This is a genomic window from Frankia sp. CeTa3Moorea (assembly GCF_978021225.1).
Genome location: NZ_CDXDOR010000009.1, coordinates 20802 through 44693 on the forward strand (window position 1 = coordinate 20802; position 23892 = coordinate 44693).

The window sequence follows — 23892 nt, forward strand, 5'->3', positions numbered from 1 at the left end:
CCGATGCCCACTCTTCTGGTGATTCGCCTGCATCCTGATGTCTCCGTCACCGCCAACTCGTTCCAGGACGAATACCTGCCGAACCTCTCGATCGCGGCGCACGAGCTGTCCTTCTCGGACCCGGCCGGGGCGGGGCCGGCTTTCGGCACCGCGAACTACCTGCCGAATGCGAACACGCGGGTCACGCAGCACGTCGGGATGGTGGAAGGCCCGACGCCCGGCCAGCGCATACCCAAGATATTCGCCGTCGCGACCGCGGTCATCGAGGTGCCCGACCCGCCCGCGGGCGGCGAGCACGACACCGTCGATGTCCGCATTGTGATCGCCCGTAACGGGGAGATCGTCCATCGTCAGCTGTACTACAACGTGCCGGTCGCGCCGGCGCCGGTCCCGGCCGATCCGAACGACTATCCGGAGCTGGCCCCGGTGAGTCTCTACCTCGAGCTCCCCTCATCGGGTCACGGCACGGGAGCCGGGTTCACCCTGCCCGAGGACGGCACCGCCCCCAACTTCGACGCGTTGCGGGCGGCGGTGGAGGATGTCCTCGACGACGATCCAGGTTCCACCGCGGGCATCGCCGATCTCACGTTCGAGCAGGCGCGCCATGTCGCGCGTGAGATCGCGTGGAACCGCGTCGCGTACCCGCCGCCGAAGCCCGATGCGGCGAAGGGGACCATCGATACCGGTCTGGACACTCCCGACAATGCCGAGGAATGGCAGCGTCAGGTGTTCCAGGCCATCTACACCGGTCCGAACGCTGCCGACAGCAACGAGGAGCGGCAGCGTCAGGTGTTCGAGGGCGAGCTGCTCATGCACCACGTCGCCCGCAACACCGAATCCGATCGCCTCACCGAGTTCGTCTACGCGCTGTCGGCCGCGATCTGGTGCGAGCGGCGGTCGGCCGCCGCCACACGTGCCGGCTTCACGTTCCCCGTCTTCCCCGACCGCCCTGACCGGCACCGTCGCGTGTTCCTCACCGGTGCCGGCGGGGCGCCGCTCGCACCCGCGCCGGTCGTTCCGGCGGCGTACTTCTACGCGCTGGCCGCGGTGCTGCCCCACCAGGTCGAGCGCGAGCAGCGTTACGACCTGGCCGTGCTCGACGGGGAGGCCCAGTCCGTGAGGGCCTTCTCGCAGGCGGTCGCCGACGGCGTCATCAGCGAGCCGCCCGCCGCGAACCGGTACCAGGCGGCCCGCCGGCTGCAGCTCCTGGGTCGGCTGAACGACCTCGGCACCCCCACCTGCGAGCTGGCGCCGGCACCGGCGCCGGTCAACGCCCTGTTCTCCGGGTGGCTCGCCTTCGCCGGCGACGACATCGACGCGTTCTGGGCCTCGCTGAACGGCAGCCGGGCAGCCGGGCATCTCCACGTCGTGGTCGGTGCGATCGCGGACGCCCACCAGCCGCTCGTCGACGCCGTCGAGGACGCCGCGTTCGGTGTGACCACCGTGGCGGACCTGGCCGCGAAGACGAACCAGGACTGGGCCACGCTGCTCGCCGCCGACCCCACCAGGCTGCCGCCGTTCACCGCTCCTGGGACGACCAGCGAGCGGATCGACGCGTTCATCCGCGGCCTTCGGCGCTTTTTCGACCTCACCGAGACCGCCGACACACCGCCGCCGCCGACGGCGCTCGGCGCCCCGCTGCTGGACCGGTCGCCCGGCACCCTGGTCGACGCGCTCATCGCTGCCCTGCCCGACTTCGACTTCGGGACGTGGACGGAAACCACGCTCGCGCCGGCGCTCGACCTGCTTCTGCCCGGTGACCCCGACGCCCAGGCCGAGGTCACCGCGTGGCTGAGGCGCATCCGCGATGTCGTCGCCCTCGTCGCCGGCGTCCCGGCCGAGCTCCAGTTCTCGGTCATCGAGGCTCTGTGGGCCCGTGGCTTCATCACCGCGGCCGGTTTCGAAAGCCTCACCCTCGACGGGTTCCGGGACGCGTTGCAGGGCAGTGTCGCCTTCGATCACGCCGAGGCCATCTGGACGCAGGCCGGCGCCCGTGGCGCGGAGCCGGCCGAGCCTGCGGGCCCCTTCGCCGCCGTCAACCCGGACGGGCGGCTCACCGACTGCGTCCCGCCCCGGCACCGGTCGGCCCTGGGTCCGGTGGCGTATCTGCAGGAACTGCTGCGGGCCACAGGCAGGTCCAGCTGCGAGGAACCGCTGCCTGTCGACAGAGGTGCGTCGCTGTCGGACCTGGTGGCCTCCCGGCGTGGGCCTGTCGGTGATCTTCTGGCCAGCGCCTCCAACGTCGACGTGCCGATCCCGCTCATCGACCGCGTCAACGAGTGTCTCGAGCACCTGGTGGCCGGGCAGGCCACCTCCGGTGTCGTGTACGACACCGCGGCCGGTACCCTCGGCGGGCACGCCCTGGACACCGCCGCCCCGGCGGGCGGGGTGTCCCACGACGCGACGACGCTGTTCGAGGCGCTGCCCGCGCATTCCACACCGGCGACACCCACCAGGGCTCCGGGGGCGTGGGAGGTGCTCCGCCGCGACTTCTCGTCCTGGCTGCTGCCCTACCACCAGCCTCTCGACATCGCCCGGACCTACCTGGACGCGCTGGGGACAAGCCGTTACGCCACCATGCGGCGCGGCCGGCGGCACATCACCGAGCTGGTGCTCGACCCGTCGTCCGAGCCGGGCGACTTCCAGACGCACCTGTGGCGGTATCCGGTCCGCCTCCCCCTGGCACTTGAATACCTGGGCATCAGTCCCGAGGAGTACGACGTCCTCTACACCCCCCGGGGGCTCGATCCGGCGACTCTGCCGGTCCATTTCGGTTTCGGTCGGGACGACGAGAGCTGGATCAGCTCCGTCACCGACCTTCCGACGTTCCTTGAACGTACCGGTCTGAGCTTCTGCGAGTTCCGCGAGCTGTGGCTCGCCGACTACGTGTCGTTCACGTTCCGCCATCCGCAGGAACGCCCACTGCCCGCCTGTGAGCCCTGCTGTCTCGATGACTTCACCATCGTCTTCCCCGATTCCGCGGATCCCGCCGAGGAGCTCGAGCGCCTGAACGCGTTCATCCGCCTGTGGCGCCGGCTGAACGCCCGGCCGGAGACGGCGCTGTCGTTCGCCGAGCTCGCCGATATCGCGAGGGTGCTGGCCCTCTACGACGGAGCGGCCGTCAACGGCGATTTCGCCCGTCAGCTGGCCGCTTTCCTCATGCTGCGTCGCGACTTCGAGCTCGACCTGACCGATGGAACGCCGACGGAGGAGCCGGCCACCGGTGGGGCTGATGGTGGGGCTGACCGCACCCACCTCCTGGCGTTCTGGGTTCCGGGGGCCGCCCGGCGGGAGTGGGCCGTCCGGCACCTGCTGAACCAGATCCAGCGTTACGCCGTCTACACCTATGGCTGCACACCCCGCCCGCCCGAGTTCATCAAGCTGCTCAAGGACAATCTGGACCCGTTGTCACGCCTGGCCGGTTTCGATCCGCAGACGCCGGGGGACACGTGGGACGCCAGACCCACCCACACCCTCCGCCTCGCCGAGATCCTGGCCAAGATCTACGCCTCGGACTTCGAGGTCGGCGAGATCCTGTTCCTCTTCACAGCCGATCCTCAGATCCAAGGGGGCGACCCCTTTCCGCTCCAGCCGGCGAACGAGGCGCTCGACCTCCCGTTCGCCGCACCCGACGACGACCCGGACAACCTGTTCGCGCTGCGGGAGCGCCTCCTCGCCGTCGAGGTCGACGACGCGGCGGCCCGGGCCTGGACCTTCACGGCGATGGGGGAGCGCCTGCACGCCGAGGTCGGGCTGCCGCTGCCTCCGGACGGCGACCAGTGGGATCGGTTCGGTCGGCACTTCTTCCCTGACGTCCTGATCGCCGAAGGCGTCCCCGTCACGGCCGCGCAGCGGCGCTACAGAACACCGTTGGCGGGGACCTCGACGGAACTCTGGAACACCCCTCCCGAAGGCCCGTTCCGCCACGACCCCGCTGCCGGCGTCCTGTGGTGCGACGTCCCGCTGGCCGACGCCGACGTCCTCGCCAAACTGGCCCGTGTCCGCCAGCTCAGCCCGGCCGAGCAGGCGGCGGTCAGCGAGCTTTACCACCTGCCTCGGGCGGAGCTTGCCTTCTTCTCCTTCCTGTTCGACAACCAGGCGGAGGCCGAGCGGCACCTCATCGAGGAGACCGACGCCGCGGCCCGCTGGTCCTGGTTCCAACACGCGTTCGCCCGCTTCCTGGCCCGCTGTGACGCCATCGCCTCGCACCTCGCCGGCCACGTCGCCCGGGTCACCGGGCGAGACCGACCGGACAGCGCCACCGCGGCGAGGCTCGTCCTCAGGTATCTCCGGGCCGATGAGAACACGGCCCTGACGCCGTGGGAGGACGACGGCGGTCAGCCGCCGGCCGTGAGGTGGGCCCCGACCCCCGGCGGAGGAGCCTTCCACGCCCTCCTCGGGGTGGCCGGCACCGGCATGCTGGCCGAGTACCGTTCCGCCACCGATGCCCTCCGGTGGCGGGAGACCCGAGGCGGGACGGAGGCCTTCGGGCCGCACGAGAACACGGCCATGAGCCCGGTGCCCACCGTGGTGCCCGCCATGGACACCGCTTTCGCTCCCGAGCAGCTCCGGTACGCCGCCATCCGCAACGGCTTCGCCATGGCGAACACCAATGGTCTGGCCCTCGGCGGCGCGGAGCCGTTCCGCCTGACCTGGTCCGGACTGGTACTGATCGAGCAGCCCGGTGCCTACGGCTTCCGGGTAGGCGCGCCCACCACCGACGGCGGGTTTCCCGACTTCGAGGCGATCCGGCGCTTCCACCGCTGGTGCGTCACCCTGAGGCAGGGGCAGCGGTCCTGGGTGCTGCTGGCGCACGACTGGCCGGCGGAGGAGGCGCCGCCGGACTGCTCGGCGCCCGCGCGGCTGGAACGCGGCTTCTACGAGCTCGCCATCACCTTCGAACGCCTGCCCGTCACCTTCGACGGCCCCGAGGACGTGTATCCGCAGACCACCGGGATCCAGCTCAGCTACGAAGGCCCCGACACCGACGGAGGCTGGCGGCCGATCCCCAACGACAGACTGTTCGTGGGGCACAAGGCAGCAGGGCTCGACGACGGCTTCGACGCGGATTCCCCCGCCGCCCTGCTGGCCGCGCTCCGCAACCGCTACGTCCCGACAGTCCGTGACATCCGCCGGACCTACCAGCGGGCCTTCAAGGCCCTGCTGTTCGCCCACCGCCTCGGCCTCGGAGCGAAGCCCGAAGCCGACGACGGACAGTCAGAACTCGCCTACATCCTCTCCCGGCCGGAGGCCTTCGCCGGCCGGTCCTATGCCCGGGACGGCGGCGGCATCGTCGCCCACCAGGCATGGTTCGACGTCAACTTCTGGCCGGTCGCCGACGTCTACCACCCGCCGTCGCCCGCCGTCGACCAGCGCGCCGCCCCGTCCCGGCGGCGCAGCGCCGCCCTGTTCGACTGGTGGGAGCGTCTCTTCGACTACACGGTGATGCGGGCGGCGGCCACCCGTGGCCCGGAGCTGCCCCTGTGGCTGCTGTTCCACGAGGCGCACGAGGCCCACGAGGACAACCCGGCGCATCTCCTCAGGCACCTGGGTGTGCGGATCGACCATCAGGAGTCGGTCCTGCGCTACTTCGATCCCGCGGAGGCCGGCCTTTCCTACGACGTCACGAGCGAGGACCTGAGCGACGACCGTTGGACGGTCCGGGTCTGGCACGCCGACCGCTGGGTGCGGGCCCGCGAGCACCAGTTCCTCAGCCGTGACCCGCGCGCCGCCGCGGTCTTCCTCTGGGCCTCCGACGGCCCTGAGACGGCGGGGCTGGAGAACCTGACCCGGTTCTACCGCGACGACTGCATCGAGAACGGTGCGCCACGGCGGTACACCGAGATCCGGAACGTGAACGACGGCCTGCGGGAGCGGGGCCGCGCCGCCCTGGTCTCCTATCTCACCCGCCTCGACCGGGTGGCCCTGCCGTGGGGAGGATTCGCCGCCACGGCCCGCGACCTGTCCGAGCTGCTGCTCCTCGACGTCGAGGCCGGCATCTGCCAGAAGGCCAGCCGCATCGAGGAGGCCATCTGCGCGGTGCAGCTCTTCGTCAGCCGAGCCCGGCTGGGACTCGAACCGGCGTTCTCCCCCGGCCCGTCGTTCGCCCTCGTCTGGGACCGCCGCTTCGCCGAGTACCAGACCTGGCTCGCGTGCCGGCGGCGGGAGATCTACCGCGAGAACTGGATCCAGTGGGACGAACAGGCCGAGGCCCGCGGGTCGGAGGCGTTCCGGTTCCTCACCTCCGAGCTGCGCCATGCCGACCTGACCCTGCCGGAACCCGGAAGCCTCGCCTTCTGGCCGACCCCCGGCCTGCCGCCTCAGAGCGGTGCGACGCCGCTCCAGGCCCGCGAGCCGGCGACCATGCGTTTCGTGGCGCCGCCCGCCGACGGCCTCGGGGTGCTCGGCACTCCGAACCGGCACGCGCGGACCAGCTGGCTGGCCCCCGCCACCCACCGCCCGAGAGGCCGGATCCGCGACGACGGCGAGGACACGCAGGACGGATCCAATCCCCCGTTCCCCATGTGGATCGAGGCGGCGGTCCGCCTCGGCGCCCGGTTCGTCCGCGTCGCCGCCGCCGGCCTGCCGCAGGCCTCGACCAGCCACCGGCCGGCGCACGACCAGACGTCGGCCGCCTCCTGCTGCCAGGAGTGCGGGAAGGCCCACCCGGCGCTGATGGACGAGTACTACTTCTGGCTCGAGGTCTCCGAGCAGTACGACCCGGTCGAGCAGGTGGCGGAGTGGCGTACCGTGCCGGACGACCCGGCCGCCGAGATCACCGGCGACCCGCTGTCGGACTGGCACCGTCCCGCGGCGCTCCCGGGGCTGCTGGCCTGGGCGCCGCGGCGGACCGTGCACCTGCACTGGTGCCGTGTCCACAACGGCGAGTTCGGAACCCACCGCCAGTCGGCCGAGGGGGTGCGGGTCTCCGACGGCGCCGAACCGGCCCTGGTCTTCACCGGACGGGTGGGTGACTCGCTGGCGTTCTCCGTCACCGGCGGCGAGACGTCGGTGGGTCTTCCAGATGATCCACCGGCGGGCTTCCGCTACGACCTCGCGCCTGACGACGCCGTCACCGTGCCCGAGGTGGTGCCGGCACCACCGCCGGAACCCGTCGGCGGCCTGGCCGCCTTCCCCTACTTCGCCTGGGCCAGCCCCGGGGCGCCGATCCTGCCCCGCGACATCCTGGCCCCGGTGCTGTCGGTGGCGACGCACCTGCGCACCCACTGCCGCTACGAAGAGGCGCTCAAGTGGCTGGAACTCGTCGCCCGCCCCCTCGACGAGGACAACACCTGGGCCACCTGCGACGCCCACGACGATGACGACGACGGCGAGCCGCTGCCTGTCGAAAGCCGCTGCTGCTGCCCGAGCGAACCCGCCGGCAACCATGCGGCCCGACGGCGCGCGGTCGTCCTGACCTACCTCGAGATCCTGGCCGAGTGGACCGACGCGCTACTCGCCCGGAACACGCCGGAGGCCTTCCAGCACGCCCGGCTCCTCGCCGACACAGCCCGGCGCATCCTCGGCGACGTCCCGCGCACCGTCCTCGACGCCGGCGCGGACGGCGAGGCGGCCGAGGACGGCGAGGCGGTGCCGGTGGCGCAGGCCACGCTCGCCTGCGCGCCCCTCAACCCCCGGCTGCTCGGCCTGTACGAGCGCATCGACGACCGGCTGTCGCTCCTGCGCGCCTGCCTCAACGCCCACCGGCGCCACGGCGGCACCCCGAACCGCGACCTGGCGTACTTCGGGGACCCACGCCTGCGTGACCACTGGATCGCCTGGACCGCCGAGGGCGATGCCTGCCTGGACACCGCGTTCTGGTGTCGCCCCGCCAGCCCCTACCGGTTCCAGTTCCTGGCGCAGCGGGCCCAGGAGATGGCCTCGGAGGTGCGTGCGCTCGGCAGCCAGCTGATCTCGGCGTACGAACGAGGCGACGCCGAATACCTGGCACAGCTGCGCGTCCTGCACGAGCGGCAGCTCGGCGACCTGGCCCTGCGGATCCGCCAGGACCAGTGGCGAGAGGCCGACTGGCAGGTCCAGGCACTGCAGAAGGCCAAGGCGATCGCGACGACCAAGCTGCAGTGGTACCGCAACCTCATCGCCGTCGGTCTCCTGTCCGGCGAGGCCGGCTACGAGCCGCTCACCATCACCTCCACCGGCCTGCGCTCCGCGGCCAACGCCGTGGAGGCGATCGGCCAGGCCATGAACATGGCCCCCGACCCCAACATGGGCTTCCCGGCCAGCTTCTTCACCCTGGCGCCCGGCAAGAAGGCCGCCATGATGTTCGCGGCTGCCGGGACCATCGTCCGGACCGCGGCCGACGTCGTGAACACCATGGCCGGCCTCGGGCTGACCAAGGACGGCTGGGTGCGGCGCGAGGACGAATGGCAACACCAGGTCGACGTGCTCACCATCGAGGTGGCGCAGATCGAACGCCAGATCCTGGCCGCCGAGCGCCGGCGGGACATCGCCCTGCGCGAGCTCAACAACCACCGGCAGACCATGGAGAACGCCGCCGAGATCCACGACTTCGTGCGGGACAAGTTCACCAGCCACGCCACCTACCTCTGGTTGCAGAAGGAGACGGCGGCGCTCCATCACCGCATGTACGAGCTGGCACTACACTGCGCACTCCAGGCCGAACACGCCTTCAACGTCGAACGCGGCCACCCGGCAGCGCGGTTCGTGCCCAGCGATGCCTGGGACAGCCTGCACGAGGGGCTTCTCAGCGGCGAACGCCTGTCACTCGCCATCCGCCAGATGGAGAAGGCCTACCACGACAGCAACGTCCGTGAGTACGAGCTCACGAAACATGTCTCGCTGCGCCAGCACTTCCCCGCCGCCCTCCTGCAGCTGCGAGCCACGGGCCAAACCGAGATCGACCTTCCCGAATGGCTGTTCGACCTCGATCACCCGGGTCAGTACATGCGCCGCATCAAGAGCGTCTCCCTCTCGATCCCGTCGGTCGTCGGGCCCTACACAGGCATCCACAGCCGATTGACACTGATGTCAAGCACCACCCGGGTGAGCCCGGAGCTGAAGCAGCCTGCCCACCGGTGCTGCGACCACCAGGCCTGCAACAACGGCTACCCACCACTGGCCGAGGACGAGCGCGTCGTCACCAGCTACGCCGCCACCGACGCGATCGCCACCTCGACGGGCCAGTCCGACACCGGGCTGTTCCGCCTCGACTTCGACGACCAGCGCTACCTGCCGTTCGAACTCGCCGGCGCCGTCAGCCGGTGGCGCATCGATCTCCCGCCCGAGAACAACCACTTCGACTTCGAGCAGCTGAGCGACGTGATACTGCACCTGAGCTACACCTCCCGCGAGGGCGGCGACCTCCTACGGTCCGCCGCCTCCGAATGCGCCCGCCAACACCTCACCGGCGACGGCACGCGCTTCATCGACGCCGTCCGCGAACTCGGCGGGCAATGGCGCACCGTCGAGCGGGCGGGGGGCACCACACAGCTGCTGGGTCTGGCCCTGGAGCGGCACATCTTCCCGTACCTCACCGGAGACCGGGCCGTCGCACCCACCCGGATCGAGATCCTCTTCGAGGCACCCGACGCCGCGACCGCGACCCACCACACGGTGACCTTCTACGCAGGTCAACGCCTGACCGCTCTCGATCCATCGACCTCACGAGAGGGCGTCTCATCGGTGGTCTGCGTCGGCGACAGCGCCTGGCCCGGCCAGTACCACGGCTTCGTGGAGCTCGACCCCGACCGGAACGGGTCGGGGGATCGCCTCGATCTCGGCGTCCTCGCCTTCCCACCCGAGGTCCGTCGGCTGTGCGACGTCTATCTGCTCGTGCACTATGACGCCGTGCCCGGCCCGGGCATCTGCCCGGCGCCCCCGACCTCTCGCCGCGGGGAGAATCGAGCCACCAACAGTCAGAGAGCGGTCGACCTGACGGCCCGCCTGGTCCGGCTCGAGATATGAACGCCATGCCACCGAGTGCCGGTAGGGTCGGCATCAGCGGCGCAGCCGTGATCCTCCCGCGCAGGCGGGTGCGCCCCTCATCCTGGCCCAGATCACGGTAGATGATCGCTATGAGCCCACACGACTTCACGGATTAAATATCGGTAAAGACTCGGGGTGCTAGATTCAATTCTTCTTGTTCCACAGATTGTTCTCCCAGATTGGCCCCTGCCGACCAATCTCGTACATGCCCTCAATCCGATCGGGAGATATTCTATTTGGATTCGTGTAGTCGCTCCCGCCGCCGGAAAAACCTCTACCTGGGGTCGGATTAGTTTGAATCTTGGGGCGAAACTGCCCGCTGTCCCTAACGACGACCACGTATCGAGGATTTCCTGGCAAACCCAACCTCGTCTTAGCGGCCTTTGGAGAGAGATTCCCTTCACCGGTGAATGATGTTTCTGCATGAACGCCGCCCGAGAACGCCGAAACGGGATCTTCTGCTACGGTGTAGTGAAACCGAAGGTCGGGATGAGTATCAGGCCGTGGAGCCCCGCCAATCGGCCGTGGTGTCGCTCCCGTTGAACCTCCACTATTGGGTTGAGCCGGGCGTGAAGGTTGCGCCTGAGCAGGAGCCTGAACCGAGGGCTTAGGCGCTGGGGCAGGAAAGGATAGCTCAGATTCCCCTGCAGGAAGGCCTACCTTTGGCGCCACCTCGCCTTGGCCAGCCAGCTTGCCCGGAGTCGGTGTAGTTGCTCTTGGTGCTGAAGCTGGACTCTCGAAAACAGTCTCCTTAGCTCCTTTAATTGTTCTAACAATGGCATAGGCTTGCGCAGCCGCTTCGACAACCTTTGCTGTCCCTTCATGAGTGTCTCCCGCCTTAAACTCGGCAACCCCGCTTTTAGTCTTCTCCCACGCGTCCTTAAGTCCGATGAAGGGGTTCATTTGTTGAACGCGCCGATTCATGTCCTCTTGATAAGCTGCAATCACCTTCGGATCGCCTGTGCTATGAACCATACCGCTCATCATCCCCACAATTGCGTTCTCTCCCATCTGCCTGGCGCCCGCCACCGTTGCCACTGCAAAGCGCCTGGATCCCTCTAGAGAACCCGTAAGTACCCCTTTGGCCGCCTGTGCGCGAACCTTTAGCTCGATCGCGATTTCTTTACTTGGATCAGGCGGGAACGAGTCATCCCCTTCCATTCCCGTTGTGTCTCTAAGGCGAATTGGAGAGTTGCGGACGTAGGTGTATATATTTGGCCCGTCAACGAAATTTGCTGGATCACAATTTGTCCATCTCCCCACCCACGCCGCGTAATACCGTGCCCCGTGGTAATAAAACCCGCTTTCCTCGTCCCGCTCCTTTCCCGTGTACCGATACCGCTTCGCCATCTCCGTCTGGCTGCGCACCGCCTGATAGGTTGAACTGCCGTAGGGGGAATACTCCTCATAGGAAATGATCTGTGCCTGCTCATCCAGCTCCAGGCTGCTTGACCCGAGGCGGTTACCGAACTGGTAGCGGATCAGTCGCTGCGCTAGGTCCTGCTCATCACCCAGCGTGCGCATTTCCACCAGTGCGATGCGTTGCTTGTCGTCCATCACGTGCAGCGTTTCGCGCTCCAGTTTCAGCGTGCGCGCATTGGCTGGACCTTGATAGCTGCGAAACACCTCGAACCCGCCGAGGTAGATGCGTTCGTCCTTGATGCCGCCGTTGTTGGCCAGTTCCGTTACCTTGCGCACGCGCTGCCCTGAGGCGTCGTAGAGGTACCAGGTGCGTTCGCCGTGGCGCTCGGCGCCGTCCGCGTCCTCGTTGTTGACCTTCTGCCGCTGCGTCATCAGCAGTTGGTCCTTGTAGTCCCACTGCATCGCGTTCAGTTGCGGCATGCCCAGCATGTTGCCGTGGGCGTCGTGGGTGTAGGGCTCCGGCGCGGCGTTGCCGACGGTGGTGCTGCTCAACCGGTTGCTCTGTTTGCCTGGCTCGATGAGGCTGGCCTGCGTGTACGCATAGCGGCGCGTCCAGCCGGGCACGGCTGTGTCGTGTCGCGCGTGCTGCATCTGCAGGAAGTTGCCGACCGCGTCATAGACGTAGCGTTCGGTGTAGCGGCCCATCGCGCTCCGGTCGTTGGGTGCGAAGCGGCCGGGCGGATTGGCGCTGAGGATGCCGACGCGGCCGGCGTCGTTGTAGGAGTGAGGCATCGGCGCGCCGCCCTGGCCGAGGTGCTCGCGGCCCTTGGCCTGGATCAGCCGGTACAGCGCGTCGTAGACGTAGTCGTTGCTCGGCTCGACGCGCTGGTTGCGGAAGTAGATGGCCTGCTGCGCGTCGTCGCGGATGTGGGTGATGTTGCCGGCGGGGTCGTAGGTGTAGTGCAGGTTCTGCACCTGCTTTCCCGGCCAGGCGGGGTCAGCGGGCTGCGGGTCGTCGCCGGGGAAGTCCGCCGGCTTGCGCTTGGTCAGCAGTTGGGTGAGGCGGAAGGTGAGCGGGTCGTAGCTGTAGAAGGTGGTGGCGCCGTTCTCGTAGTCGATGCGCAGGCGCTGGCCCTTGGCGTCGTGGTCGATGTTGGCCACGCCGACCGGTGACGGCGCTTCGGCGGTCGGGTCGATGAGCTTGTCCGGTTCCGCCGCACGTTCCAGCCACACATGTACCCGCTCCAGCAGGTTGGCCTCGTTGAACACCGGCTGGATGATGTTGAACTGGCCGCGCCCCAGGCTGCTGTGCGGGGCGATGGACTGGATGGGACGGTTGAGCGCGTCGTAGCGGGTGCTGCCTTCGAAGGTTTCGGCGTCGAGCTTCGGTGCCGGATTCCGCGACCAGTCCGGGATGGCTTTGTAGTCGCTGACCAGCTGCCGCGTGCTGCGCAGCAGGTTGCTCTTGAAGTCGTAGGCCTCGAGTGGTTTGCCGGCGGCGTCGAGCCGGGCGTTGGTGGCGATGCCGGCGGAGTCGGCGTGGCGGTAGATGCGGGTGCGCAGGTTCAGCGCTTCGACGTTGGGCTGGCTCTCGCCGTATTCGATCCTGTCGACCAGCAGGCCGGCCTGGTTCGGCGGGTTCAGCGTGCGTGGGTCGGAGTTGGGTTTCAGCGGATCGCGGTCGCTGAAGTCGCCCCACACGTACTGTTCGATCGGGCGGCGCAGCGCGTCGTACTTGGTCGTGAAGTTGTGGCCGCGGCTGTCCCAGGCGCGGATGGGATTTCCGGCCACGTCATTGAGCATCCAGCGAGCGCCGGCTTCCTGGCTTTCCTGGTGGATGCGGTTGCCCAGCATGTCGTAGGCGTACTGCATGACGATGCGCTGCTCCAGCGCGCCCAGTGGCAGGTTGTTGGCGTCGGGCAGCTTGCGTTCGTCGAACACCTTGCGCTGGTTGCCTTCGATGTCCAGTTCGACGCGGGTGCGGAATTGCTCGTCTGGTTTGGCGTGGAGCAGATGGCCTTCGCAGATCACCCGGTTGCGCGCCACTGTCAGGAAGGGGCGGCCGAGGGCATCGAAGTGGGCGGTGGTGGGCGTGTCGGCGTGGGCGAGCGTGCGTATGGCTGCGTCTTGCTCTGGATTGTTTCCGCGCGAGTCAGCCGGGGGATTCTGAGAATCGGCGATCCGCTGCCGCACCCAGGTCTTCCAATCGTTCGGCTGGGTCTTGAAGTACTCCTTGACGTAGCCGCCGATGTCGGGGTCGGTGCGCGGGTCGCCTGTCTGCGGCGGCCTTGGATCGCCCGGTTGGGCAGGGCGCGGCGCGCAGGTGTCGTTGACGTCGTACGTCGTCTGCTGCCAGGGGTCGAACACCACCTTTTCGTAGGTGTGGTTCGGGTGCAGCGTGGCGATGACGCGCTCGGCCGGGTCGTAGAACAGCACCGGGCTGACGCCGATGCGCACATCCAGCTCGAAACGGTGGGTGTCGGTGAAGAAGGGTTCGTACTGGCGGACCGGCTTGCCCTTGTTGTTGAACACCGTCCAGCCGCTGCCGACCCAGCGCGGTCTGGCGTCTGCCGCCGCCATCACGGGCTGGCCGTCGACACCAACGATGATCTTTCCGGCCGCGTCGCGCCGCGGCACCGGCCCGGGTTCGGCCTGGATCTTCTTCTGGATCTCGCGGCCGAAGCCGTCGGAGTAGCTGAAGCTGAGCTGGATCTTCAGGCCCTGCGGCGGCAGCGCGGTGTGGAGGTGGGTTTCGCGGGCGAGCGTGGCGGCGCAGGCGGGCTGCCACTGCTCCGGGGCATGGGGATTCGCCTGCCGCGTGCGCTGGAAGCGGTCGAGGTCGTAGACGATGCGCGTGGTGGCGTTGTTCAGCAGCGCTGCCGCCATTGCGTGTGGATCGGCGCCGTCGAAGAAACCGTCGAGCTGGGCTTGCGTGAGGTCGGTGACGAAGCCAGCGAGAGAGTCACCTTCCACCGGCGCGGGCAGCGGCTTGCCCATCACGGCGGTGCCGACCACCATGCCGAGGGTGTCGAAGGCGACTTCGGTCCGGTTGCGGTTGGGGTCGCTGACCAGGCGCGGCTGCAGCACCCGGTAGTCGTTGGTGTCCACGGTGACGCGGTTGTTCAGCGCGTCGCGGGTTTCGACCATCAGCAGGTCGTGGGTGTCGAAGTCGACGAAGGCGTCCTGGCCGAAGGGGTCGCGGTAGCGGCGCGGCAGGTAGAAGTGCTGCCGGGCCTGCGCCGATTCAGTGGCGGCGTTGTCAGCGGGGTTCGGGCTGAAGAACGATTGCCCGGAGGGAATCCACCAGTGATCGTCGGCGTTGCTCGCGGAAAAGCGGCCGTCGGCCTTGAGTTCCTGGCTCTGCAGATAACCGCCCCGGTTGCCGGCTTGGCCTCCGAGCACGGCGGCCGGATCGGGCAGCAGCGGTTCGGGGGCCTGGCCGTGGCGCGGACGTTGGAAGACCTGGGTGAGCAGACCGGGAGTGAAGGCGAGTTTGTAGCTCTCCCCAGGCAGGGCGAGCGGTTGCAGTTCCCCGAGCGGCAGCAGGTCGGTCAGGTCGTCGCGGCGGTAGAGCGTGCGCAGTAGCTCGATGGGGCGACGGCGCTGGTTGCCGGTGGCGGTGGCTTCGTACGGGACTTCCGGCGCTGTGAACGTGTGGCGCATGCGGCCTGGCGCTGCGGGGTCGGGTTCGACCAGGTCCGAGGCCTGGTAGCGGCCTGCCGGTCCGGTGGCCGGGTAGCCGGTCAGTTCGAAGGTGGTCGCCTCGCAGGGGAGCGGGTTGCGGTGCCCGTCGGGCGAGTCGATGGCATTCGTGACGCGGTTTTCGGTGTAGGTGAGCAGCGGCGTGGTCTGCCGGTCACGATCCCCTTGCTCCGACAACGGCGAGGCGCGGCGGCCGTAGCCGATGGCCGCCTGCTTGAGGACGTTGCCGAAGTCGTCGACTTCCAGCGTCAGCGCGTGCTGAATGCGTGGATCGATCGGGTTGCGCTCGTAATGGTAGCTGAGTGCCTCGCGCGCATGGGTGATGAACACGGCGTGGCGGTTGGAACCCTGTGGCTGCAAGGCGCGGATGGTGAAGTTCTGTTCGGTGACGGTGTAGGGCGTGCGGGCGCGCTCGATCTGCTCCTGCGTGGCGCCGGGATGGTCTGCGTCGTCGGCATAGACCTCCTGGCGCAACATCGAGCCCTTGAGGGCACGGCAGGCTTCGCGTTCTTCGTCGAGCGTGAGCCCTTCGGGAAGCTCGGTGTCCGGCAAGAGCATTGCCCATGCTTGCGCATCGGTGACGCCGGGTTCGCGGAAGTACTCGCCGTGGTCGGTGGCGTTCAGCAGGCCGGCGAAGTAGTCGGAGACACGCTGGCGGCCCTGGTAGACGCCGGTGTGGAACCAGGTCTTGGTGTGGACCGGCGGAACGTGGGAGGCGGCGTCGATGTTGTCGGCCGGCGCTGCTCCATCGGCAAGGGCCGCGAACCGCTCGGTGTCCCACTGCTCGACCATGCCGAAGCCGCGGAACTCGCGCTCCACGCCGTCGAAGTAGCCGTGGTGGTAGGCGTAGCGGGTGACGAAGCGGTTGCGGCTGATGTGGTCGTACGTCTCGACGCGCTCGACCACGTGCACCGGGAACGGCAGCCGCGTGATCCAGGGTTTCCCGGCCTGTTTGTCCTGCAGGTAGAACTTGGTCGATGGCGCGTAGTCGACGCGGGTTTCGGCGCCCAGGTTGTTGATGGTCCTGACCAGCAGATGTGGCTTGCAGCCGCCCATCAGGTTGACGTAGCGCATCGGGCGCCGCGCGTCTCCGGGCACGGGCGACGACCAGACCAGGCAGGCGGTGCCGTTGCCGAGCAGGTCGGTGGGCACGATGCTCACCAGGTCGTCGACGCGCGGGAACACCTTGAGCGTCTGCGGCTGGCTCCAGCCGTTGCCCGACTGGTTGAAGTACAGCCGCACACCGTCGCGGTGCAGGTAGATGATGTCGGTGGTGCCGCTGCCGTCGATGTCGGCCAGGCGTATGCGCTGGTGGTCGAACTGATCGGGGTTGTCGAACCACGGCGAGCCATCCATCGCCACCCTGGCGCCGAATCGGCCATAGCCCAGGTTGGGCCAGTAGCAGACGTCACCATTGCGGATGCGCACGATGTCGGTGAGGCCGTCGCCCGACAGGTCGGCCAGGTAGATCGACTGCGTGCCGTCGGCGAAGACGATGCGCGGGCCTTTCTCCTCGTCGAGCGCCTGGGCGACGCGGCGGGCAGGGCCGAAGCCTTCCTCGGCCAGCGAGGCATGCCAGACCAAGGCGTCGTCTTCGGTGATGAGCACGTCGGCATGGCCGTCGCCGTCGAGATCGACCAACTTGAGGTTGGGGTCGCTCAGGTCGCGGTTCAGGCGCGCGGTAAAGGGGCGGAAGGGCTGCCAGCCCTCAGCCTCATCGTGTTCATACAAGCCAGGCGTCTGCCCTTCCATGACGACGACGTCAGGGTGGCCGTCGCCAGCCAGATCCATGAACTCGGCGCCGGCATTCAAGGACACATTGGGCTTGAGCGCGACCGTTTCGAGCGCGGCGAAACGGGCCTTGACGGCCTTGCCGCCGTCGGTCTGCTCCTGCGGAAGCGGGCTCCAGTTGCGCTTGTAGAACCAGGCACCTGCCTGCTCGGTGAGGATGCCGGGGATGCCTTCTCCGTGCAGGTCGGTCCAGCGGTAGGTACTGCCGTCCAGGCCGATGGGCAGGTTCTCCAGGCTCGCCCGGTCGACCTCTTCGACAATCTCCTGTACGCGGGGCTCGGTGTATGCGAATTCCACCGGCGGCAGGCTGCCGCGTGTGCTCGAGCCGCCTTCCTGCCTCCACCCCGCCTGCACCACCTGCTTCAGGAAGCTGTAGACGGGCCGAGTGGCAAGACCGGGGTCGATCTCGTCGTCGTAGATGAACTCGGTGCTGCGAACCACGCCCCGGTAGCCGGGCTGCGCCGCCTGGCCCGGGCCCGCCGGCTGATCGGGGATGTGGTGCAGCATCAGCACCCGCTCGCAGCGGCGGGAGGTGCGCACCTCGAAACCCGAGCGGTAGCTGGAGAAAGCGTCGGAGCGGTGGAGCCAGGGCTTCTCCGGCTGGCCCGTCGGGTTGCCCTCGTCCAGCTCTCCGTAATCGAAACGCACTTCGAAGAGCCAGTCGGCGTCGGTGTCCGACGGCGGATCGGGCAGGTCGCTCAGGTACCGGGGGCGCAGGCCCTGGGCGTCCAGCAGGGGCTTGTGGTTTCCGTACAGCACCCGCTGCAGGTAGCGTTGCGCGGTGCGCCGCGCGTCGGAGGCGAGGCCCCGGTTGCGCTGGTGGACCTGATGGAACGGATCGGGCTGGCCTGGCCTGGCCTGGTAGGTGCCGTCCTCGCCTCTGTACAGATAGCGAATGCCGTTGCCCTTTTCATCGCGCGATTCGCAGATCAGCCATGAAAAGATGCGGCCGGCGTCCAGCGGGTCGGCAATGCGTGAATTCGCGTCACAGCCATAGAGGGTGAGGATGTTGTCCTTGGAGATCGAGCGCCAGTGGACGTCGCCGGGCGAGTCGATCCTGCTCCAGCGCTCGATGCGGGCGAAGAGCCCTTCGATACGAGGACGGTAGCGGTGGATGACGAACCCGGGCGCGGTCGTGTCGTCACGGAAGCGCGTACCGTCGGCCCGGAGAACCGGTACCAGGTCTTCCGCCCCGGAAAGGATGAAGACGTCGGACTCTGCCGCGTCGAGATACCGCGGCAGGCCTTTATCGGTCTTGCGCGTGATCGACGGCAGCGACAGGCTCCACCCGAAGCCGAACGGCCCGTTGCCGGCACCGGAGTCGTAGGACAGGGAGAGCTGCGGCCCGAAGCCGGAACGCCCTGGGCTGGTAGCGATGGGCACCGACACCGAGCCGGTGCCAGTGACAGGGTTGGCGGCGAACTTCTCGCCGATGCCGCGGATGGCACCGCCGCCCTTGGGCAGGCTCAGAGACGGCGCAGAAACCGCAAACGAAGCCTCGCCGCCTGCGGCCTTGGACTGCCCGTCACGTTGAGCGCCGCGCAGGTTGGCCGGGTCAAGAGCCATGGCGAGGTTTCTCCCGTCAGACGGCTTGGATCGCGCTACTCGAGGACATCCTGCCCTGACCGGGAACATCCGGGAGCTGTTTCGCCGCACCCGCGCCGCGCCTCTCGAAGGGAAAGCGTAGCCACCGGGCGCCCGGCGGCCCGTGTCACCGCCCACATGCGACAGATCTTGACAGAGTATCGTTCAACCTGGCACCCAGGGGCCGGACCGGTAGAACGGGCAAACCGGCAGGCATCGTGCCGCGAAGCCCCACGAACGCGTTGAAACCGACTCCGGCAAATCGGGCACGGATAGATCCTCAACGATCATCACGCCGCAGCGGCACCCCAGCCGCCGCCCCGGCCGCAGGGACCGGAGAACCCCACCCGACCAGCACCAACACCGCTACCACCTGCTGCCAAACGGCGGCTATGCCGACCGCCAAAGATCCACCCGAGACCGACCGGCGATTCGAGAGACACCCTCACTACCCTGGTCCGATGCTTGATCTGAGCAACCTGGACCTGGAGGAGATCGCTACCGCTCTTGCCGACCAGACGGACTACGAGCATCGCTGGCTGATCGATCCGCGGACCGGAGAGGTTGCGTTCTGGACGTCCGACCTCGGAATCGACGGCCAGAACCCCGTTGACCTCGACGACCTGGACCTGATCTGCATCGACCCGCTCCCGTCCTACGTCTGGTACCAGGACATGGCCGACTTCGCCGAGCGGGTCAGCGATTATCGGGCCGGGCAGAGGCTGGCCAGAGCGATCGAGGGCAGGGGCGCCTTTCGTCGTTTCAAAGACGAGCTACACCGGGAACATCCGCACCTGCTGCCGGCGTGGTACGCCTTCCGCGACGTCCGCGCCCAACGCCGTGCCGTCGACTGGCTCGTCGACAACTCGCTGATCGACGACGACACGGCTACCCGGTTTCTCGACGCCCATCCCGACCCCGACGTGCCGTGACGCTCTACAAACCTTCAGTGACGGTCTCGGCCTGGATGAAACATCCGCTCATGCCGCTGACCGGGCGCTGGCATGCCGGTGGCGATGTGGCTCTCCGTCAACACAGATCGTGCGGAGCCAGCGGGACAGACCGTCAGGCTGTCGCCGACGCGACGGGTGTGGGAGCAGTCCATGATCACGTCGCTGATTCATCATCGGTGAGTGCGGACGGTAGGTCGCCGGCTCGTGGTCGTTGCCGATCTTGCGGAGGAGCGTGAGGGGGGTCTGCTTCTGGCCGAGATGCGCGCGCACGTCAAGCAGGGGGATAGCTGCTGGGATGGGCCAACCTGGAGACCGGCGTGCGCGGGACGCGAAGATCGTTAAGGTCGATTCCGACAGGCGACTTGCCTAATGAACCGAGGGCAGGTTGAACCAGCCGTCAGCGAAGCCGGTACCGGATCGCTCAGCGAGCAGAACCGCGCCGTCTCGGATGAGCAGGAGCATGACGTCGATGACACTGGTGTACGCCATGGAGGGCAGTCTCCCAGGGACGTGGGTCAGCGGTTTGTCGGGTCGAGGCCGAGGGTGGTGAGTTGCTCGGCGATCCAGCCGACCCGTGCGCTGGTGGGCATGTTCGGTGGGATGTCGTAGATCCGCTGTCCGACGGTGGCGCAGATGCTGCGCACGACCCGGTCGGCCGCGGGCTGGATGTCGAGGACGCGCGACCGGTAGGGGTCGCCGAGCTGCTGCTGGTCGAACTTGTCGGTGCAGTAGAACACCGCGTCGTAGAACGGCGCCCAGGCCCGGCAGAACGCTTCCATCGCGCGTAGGACAGGCGCGTGGGGTCCTTCGGGGCCGCCGGGTAGGACGAGCCAGGCGTAGGCGAGGACGTTCGCGATTGTCTTGTCGGCGATGACCATGGTGTGTTGGCGTGCGGTGCGCAGGAGGCTGGTCAGCTGGGCGGCGAAGAGGTCGACTTCGGTCTCCAGGTCGAACTCGCCGCGGCCGTGGACGACGATCTCCTCGATGAACGGGCTGTTGCGCGCGGGCTCGGGGACGCAGGCGACGTGCACGCCGCGTTCCCGGTAGTAGGCGGCGAGGGCGTGGGTGAGGGTGGTCTTGCCCGAGGCGTGGGTGCCTTCGACGGCGACGACCAGGCAGTTGCGCAGCATCAGCGAGCTCCTTCCGCGGCGGACATCTGGTCGCTGCTGCCGGCCGGTGCGGCGTGGCGAGACGAGGGCCGTGCCGATGGGTTCCTCACGTGGCCGCTGCCGTCTGGTCACAGGCGGCGGCCTCGATGACCGTGTCGAGATCGAGCCGGTCCCATTGGTAGTGGCCGGCGCTGCGCGCCGCGAGGAGCGCGATCCCCAGTGCTCGGAGAATGACCTGCCGAAGGGTCTGCGGCGCGGTGGCGGAGGTCATGGGTACCGCCAAGGCAGGGCCGGCGGCTGGGTCCGAGTCGGTGGGCAGGCCGTGAAGGTGGACGGCGGCACACACGTCGCGCAGCGCGGGCGGTGTGGGGCCATATGCCGCGTCGCAGAGGCGGGCGAGACCGGGTCGCGCGGTCTGACCCGACCAGGCGGCGGCGAGGGCAGTGATTCCCCGTGTGGGTGCATCGGCGGTGGCGAGCCTCGCCAGAGTGTCGGCGAGCCGGTAGCCGGCGAGGATCGCCGCCTGGCGTCGCGCTTGCACCAGCAGGGCATCGAGCCTGGCAGAAACGGTGGGGGTCTCAGCCGGTTGCTCGGCCGCGAGGGCGTGGAAGCCGAACCGCAGCGTCGTGTCGGTCACCGTCAGGGTGCGTCCCCGCGGCAGCCGCAGGTAGACCGCTGCGAGGGCGTCCGGCGCCGCGGCGCGGGTCGAGACGGTGAACGCGGCCAGCAACGGAGTGCGTTCGGCGAACGGCCGACGTGCGGCGCCGAACGGTGTGTCGGCCCAGCCCAGGTTCGTCGCCTCACGCATGGCTGATACGCAGCGACGGAGGTTCGGCCGGCGGTTGCTCGGCGCGGGTGAGGGTGCGGATCGAGCGCCCCAGGTACTTGGCGTAGTGATTGCGTCGAAAGCGGTACCGCGCCCAGATCGCGGTGATCGGCTCATCGAGCAGGTTGCCCAGCGGTTCGAGCAGGTCGGGGGCGTCGTAGACCGGCCAGGCACTTGCCAGCCCACGCGGGCTGACCACGATCATGTGGCCTTCGGTGTCCGGGGTCCAGGACGTCAGCCGCAATGCCGGCCGCCAGTCGTGCGCTGTGCGGAGTTCGGCGAGCCGATCGAACGTCGCCGTGGCTTCCTCCCCGGAGATGAACTCGTTGTCGGCGAGATCGAGCGCGTTGCCTTTCTTCAGTGGCATGATCATCTTGAGTTTCCCGGCATTGAGCAGATCGGCGATCTGGTAGGTGTACGGCAGCGCGGCCACCGTCGAGCGGTAGACCACCGCCGACAGCGACAGCGGAAGCCCGGCGTCCTGGAACGCCCGTATCCCGGCCATCACCGCGTCGTAGTCTCCCCGGACACGGTTGGTCGTGGCCCGTGGGCCTTCGAGCCCGACGTTGACGAACGCGATCTTGCCGGACAGGCGTGCCGCGTGCTGTAGTCCACGGGTCGCGTTGGTCGGCACGCCGATCACCGTCCCGGCGAACATGTCGACGATGTCGACGAAGTCCCGGCGCAGCAGCGGCTCGCCACCGCTGAGGAACACCCGGGGCACCCCGGCCAAATTGTCCCGCATCCGCTCCAAGGCGGCCAGCGTCGGGTCGGGCTCCTGCAACGTCTCGGAGCAGAACGAGCAGTCGAAATTGCACCGCTTCGTGACCTGAAGGATCACTGACAGTGGCCCAGCCGCCCCGGCTGCGACCGCCTCCAGATCCAGCGGAGCCCTCAGCCTGAAATGGTGCCCATCGGTGAAGACGACAGGCTCGGCAGTAGGCGCGCAGATCTCACCGGGGCCCGGCTGCACCTCAGTATCAACGGTTGGAGGAGGTGGAGAGGAGATGATCATCAGATCCTTCTCGTCGTAGGCGCCTCGACGACCGGGTCAGCTGGCCGCCGCTGTCGTGACGGCGAGCTGACCGCGTCGACGCTGAACGCCCTCAGCCTCCCAACCGGCGGCACGCCAGTCATTCCCCGCAATGCGAACATCCGCTTCGGGTCTGTGCGGTGCCACTGACCTGCGACAACAGTGTCGACGAGTGCGCTTTGTTCGGCTTGAACCCCCTGATCTGTTCGGCGTATTCCGTCGAAACCAGACAGCGATCGTTTGCGGCACGCCCGGAGTCAGGGCGGCACCTTCCGTGATCACGTCGGCGTCCGCGTGGAGCTGTGGCGGTCAGCCTGGCCGGAGCGCCGATCGTGGAGGAACCCGCTCTATCCGGGCATGCTCGATGTCTATGCGCTCGTACCATCTTTGAGAACTTCCCGTCGCCGCGGGCGAGGTTGCGGGTCCCTGCTCGTCCGCCGGCCGGCACGAGACGTTGTCGCGAGCCTCCTACCATCCGCCGGAATCGTTGAATGCCACGCTTCATTCAAGAAGTGTGGCAGCATTATCCTTCTAACAATTCGTCGGCGGGCCATGCTGGAAGGAAGGGTGCCGTGCCCGATTCTTCCTGGCTCGGGTGCGGCAGCTACGGGAGGCCGGCACGACGGCCGATGCTGAGGGCTGAACTGCCCCTTTTATGGTTGCCACTGTGATCGGAGGGGTCGGGATGCTCGTCAGCCTGGAAGGTCTTCCCGGGGCGGGGAAGTCGACGCAGGGCCGTCTGCTGGAGGAGCGACTTCGTAGTGAAGGACTCGTGGTCGCCTTTCTCCCGGATCTCGCCACCCTCGACACCGGGGATGTCGGGACGACCTTGGTGGAGATCTTCTCGTCGTCGGATGAGCCGTTCCTGCGTCACGGGGACGTGGTGACCGAGTGCCTGTTGGCGGCGGCGGTGCGCGCGGACATCGTGGCGACGCGGATCGAGCCGGCGCTCGATCACCACGATGTGGTGATCGAGGACCGTGGTGTGCACACCATGTTCTCGTACGGGCTTGCGTCCCTGATCCGGCAGCATGCGGTGGAGGTGGACGAGGCTGTGTCCTGGCTGGATGGGTTGGGACGCCTTGCCGGGCGACGGGCGGACGTCGTGCTGTGGCTGTCGGCGCCGGTGGGTGAGACGATCGCGCGGGCGGAGGCCCGTGACGGGAGACAGTGGACCGGCGAGCAGCGCGCGTACCTGTCGTTCGTAGATCTTGCCTATCAGGAGCTGGCCGCACGCGACACCGGCATGATGAGGGTGCCGACGGCCGGGCAGGCGCCGGAGGCCGTGCACGCGGCCGTCTGGGAGGCGGTCGCCGCACAGCTGAAGCGGTCGGCGAAGGGGACTTCCACGCGGGCGTGAGCCCGTCCGCGTGGCGGGCGGCCTTCGCCCGTAGGCTTCGTGTGCTGTGAAGCCGTCACTGTCTGAAGCGCCGACGATGACACCTTCCTCGACGCCTGTGCTGCTAGCGGACGACCTGCGTAGATGTCTCCTGGTCGACGGCCCGGAGCGCGTCGAGGGTCTGCACCGCCTCGGTGTTCGCCCGTTGGCGGGCGGCCGGAACAACC

Annotated in this window: 8 protein-coding genes; 3 read left to right on the forward strand and 5 right to left on the reverse strand. The window is 68.2% G+C overall.

The genetic code is table 11. The features are described 5' to 3' along the window. Positions 1-3: 3 nt before the first annotated feature. A complete protein-coding gene (locus tag AC08OV_RS03315; protein WP_476612726.1) occupies positions 4-9945 on the forward strand; it encodes a Tc toxin subunit A-related protein in 9942 nt (3313 codons plus the stop codon). A gap of 165 nt (positions 9946-10110) precedes the next feature. On the opposite strand, the gene AC08OV_RS03320 is transcribed toward AC08OV_RS03315, so the two are convergent. Continuing rightward, entirely contained in the window at positions 10111-18387 is an 8277-nt protein-coding gene (locus AC08OV_RS03320; protein WP_476612725.1) for a SpvB/TcaC N-terminal domain-containing protein, read from the reverse strand. A gap of 479 nt (positions 18388-18866) precedes the next feature. Here AC08OV_RS03320 and AC08OV_RS03325 point away from each other — a divergent pair, with 479 nt between their 5' ends. After that, positions 18867-19337, forward strand: coding sequence for a UPF0158 family protein (locus tag AC08OV_RS03325; RefSeq protein ID WP_476612724.1), 471 nt, complete (start codon positions 18867-18869; stop codon positions 19335-19337). A 387-nt stretch (positions 19338-19724) separates the two neighbouring features. Here AC08OV_RS03325 and AC08OV_RS03330 read toward each other — a convergent pair whose 3' ends face one another. The 4 genes from AC08OV_RS03330 to AC08OV_RS03345 all read right to left on the reverse strand — a co-directional run bounded on the left by AC08OV_RS03330 (position 19725) and on the right by AC08OV_RS03345 (position 22266). Next, positions 19725-19847, reverse strand: a complete 123-nt coding sequence (locus AC08OV_RS03330) for an NUDIX hydrolase (protein WP_020460401.1) — start codon at positions 19845-19847, stop codon at positions 19725-19727. A 26-nt stretch (positions 19848-19873) separates the two neighbouring features. After that, positions 19874-20488: an AAA family ATPase gene (locus tag AC08OV_RS03335; RefSeq protein ID WP_476609547.1), complete on the reverse strand. Its 615-nt coding sequence runs from the start codon at positions 20486-20488 to the stop codon at positions 19874-19876. An 85-nt stretch (positions 20489-20573) separates the two neighbouring features. Further along, positions 20574-21275, reverse strand: a complete 702-nt coding sequence (locus AC08OV_RS03340; RefSeq protein ID WP_476612723.1) for a hypothetical protein — start codon at positions 21273-21275, stop codon at positions 20574-20576. Next, the gene (locus AC08OV_RS03345) at positions 21268-22266 is read right to left on the reverse strand and encodes a radical SAM protein (protein WP_476612722.1); all 999 of its coding nucleotides are present in this window, start codon (positions 22264-22266) and stop codon (positions 21268-21270) included. Before AC08OV_RS03345 ends, AC08OV_RS03340 begins: the two co-directional genes overlap by 8 nt. Before the next feature lie 727 nt (positions 22267-22993). On the opposite strand from AC08OV_RS03345, the gene AC08OV_RS03350 reads away from it, so the two are divergent. Beyond that, a complete protein-coding gene (locus tag AC08OV_RS03350) occupies positions 22994-23686 on the forward strand; it encodes a dTMP kinase (RefSeq protein WP_476619280.1) in 693 nt (230 codons plus the stop codon). Positions 23687-23892 lie beyond the last annotated feature (206 nt).

Bases quoted from the DNA above. Each gene is read 5' to 3' on its own strand.
- AC08OV_RS03315 (WP_476612726.1), top strand. From the start codon at position 4: ATGCCCACTCTTCTGGTGATTCGCCTGCATCCTGATGTCTCCGTCACC.
- AC08OV_RS03320 (WP_476612725.1), bottom strand. From the start codon at position 18,387: ATGGCTCTTGACCCGGCCAACCTGCGCGGCGCTCAACGTGACGGGCAG.
- AC08OV_RS03325 (WP_476612724.1), top strand. From the start codon at position 18,867: ATGCTTGATCTGAGCAACCTGGACCTGGAGGAGATCGCTACCGCTCTT.
- AC08OV_RS03330 (WP_020460401.1), bottom strand. From the start codon at position 19,847: ATGGCGTACACCAGTGTCATCGACGTCATGCTCCTGCTCATCCGAGAC.
- AC08OV_RS03335 (WP_476609547.1), bottom strand. From the start codon at position 20,488: ATGCTGCGCAACTGCCTGGTCGTCGCCGTCGAAGGCACCCACGCCTCG.
- AC08OV_RS03340 (WP_476612723.1), bottom strand. From the start codon at position 21,275: ATGCGTGAGGCGACGAACCTGGGCTGGGCCGACACACCGTTCGGCGCC.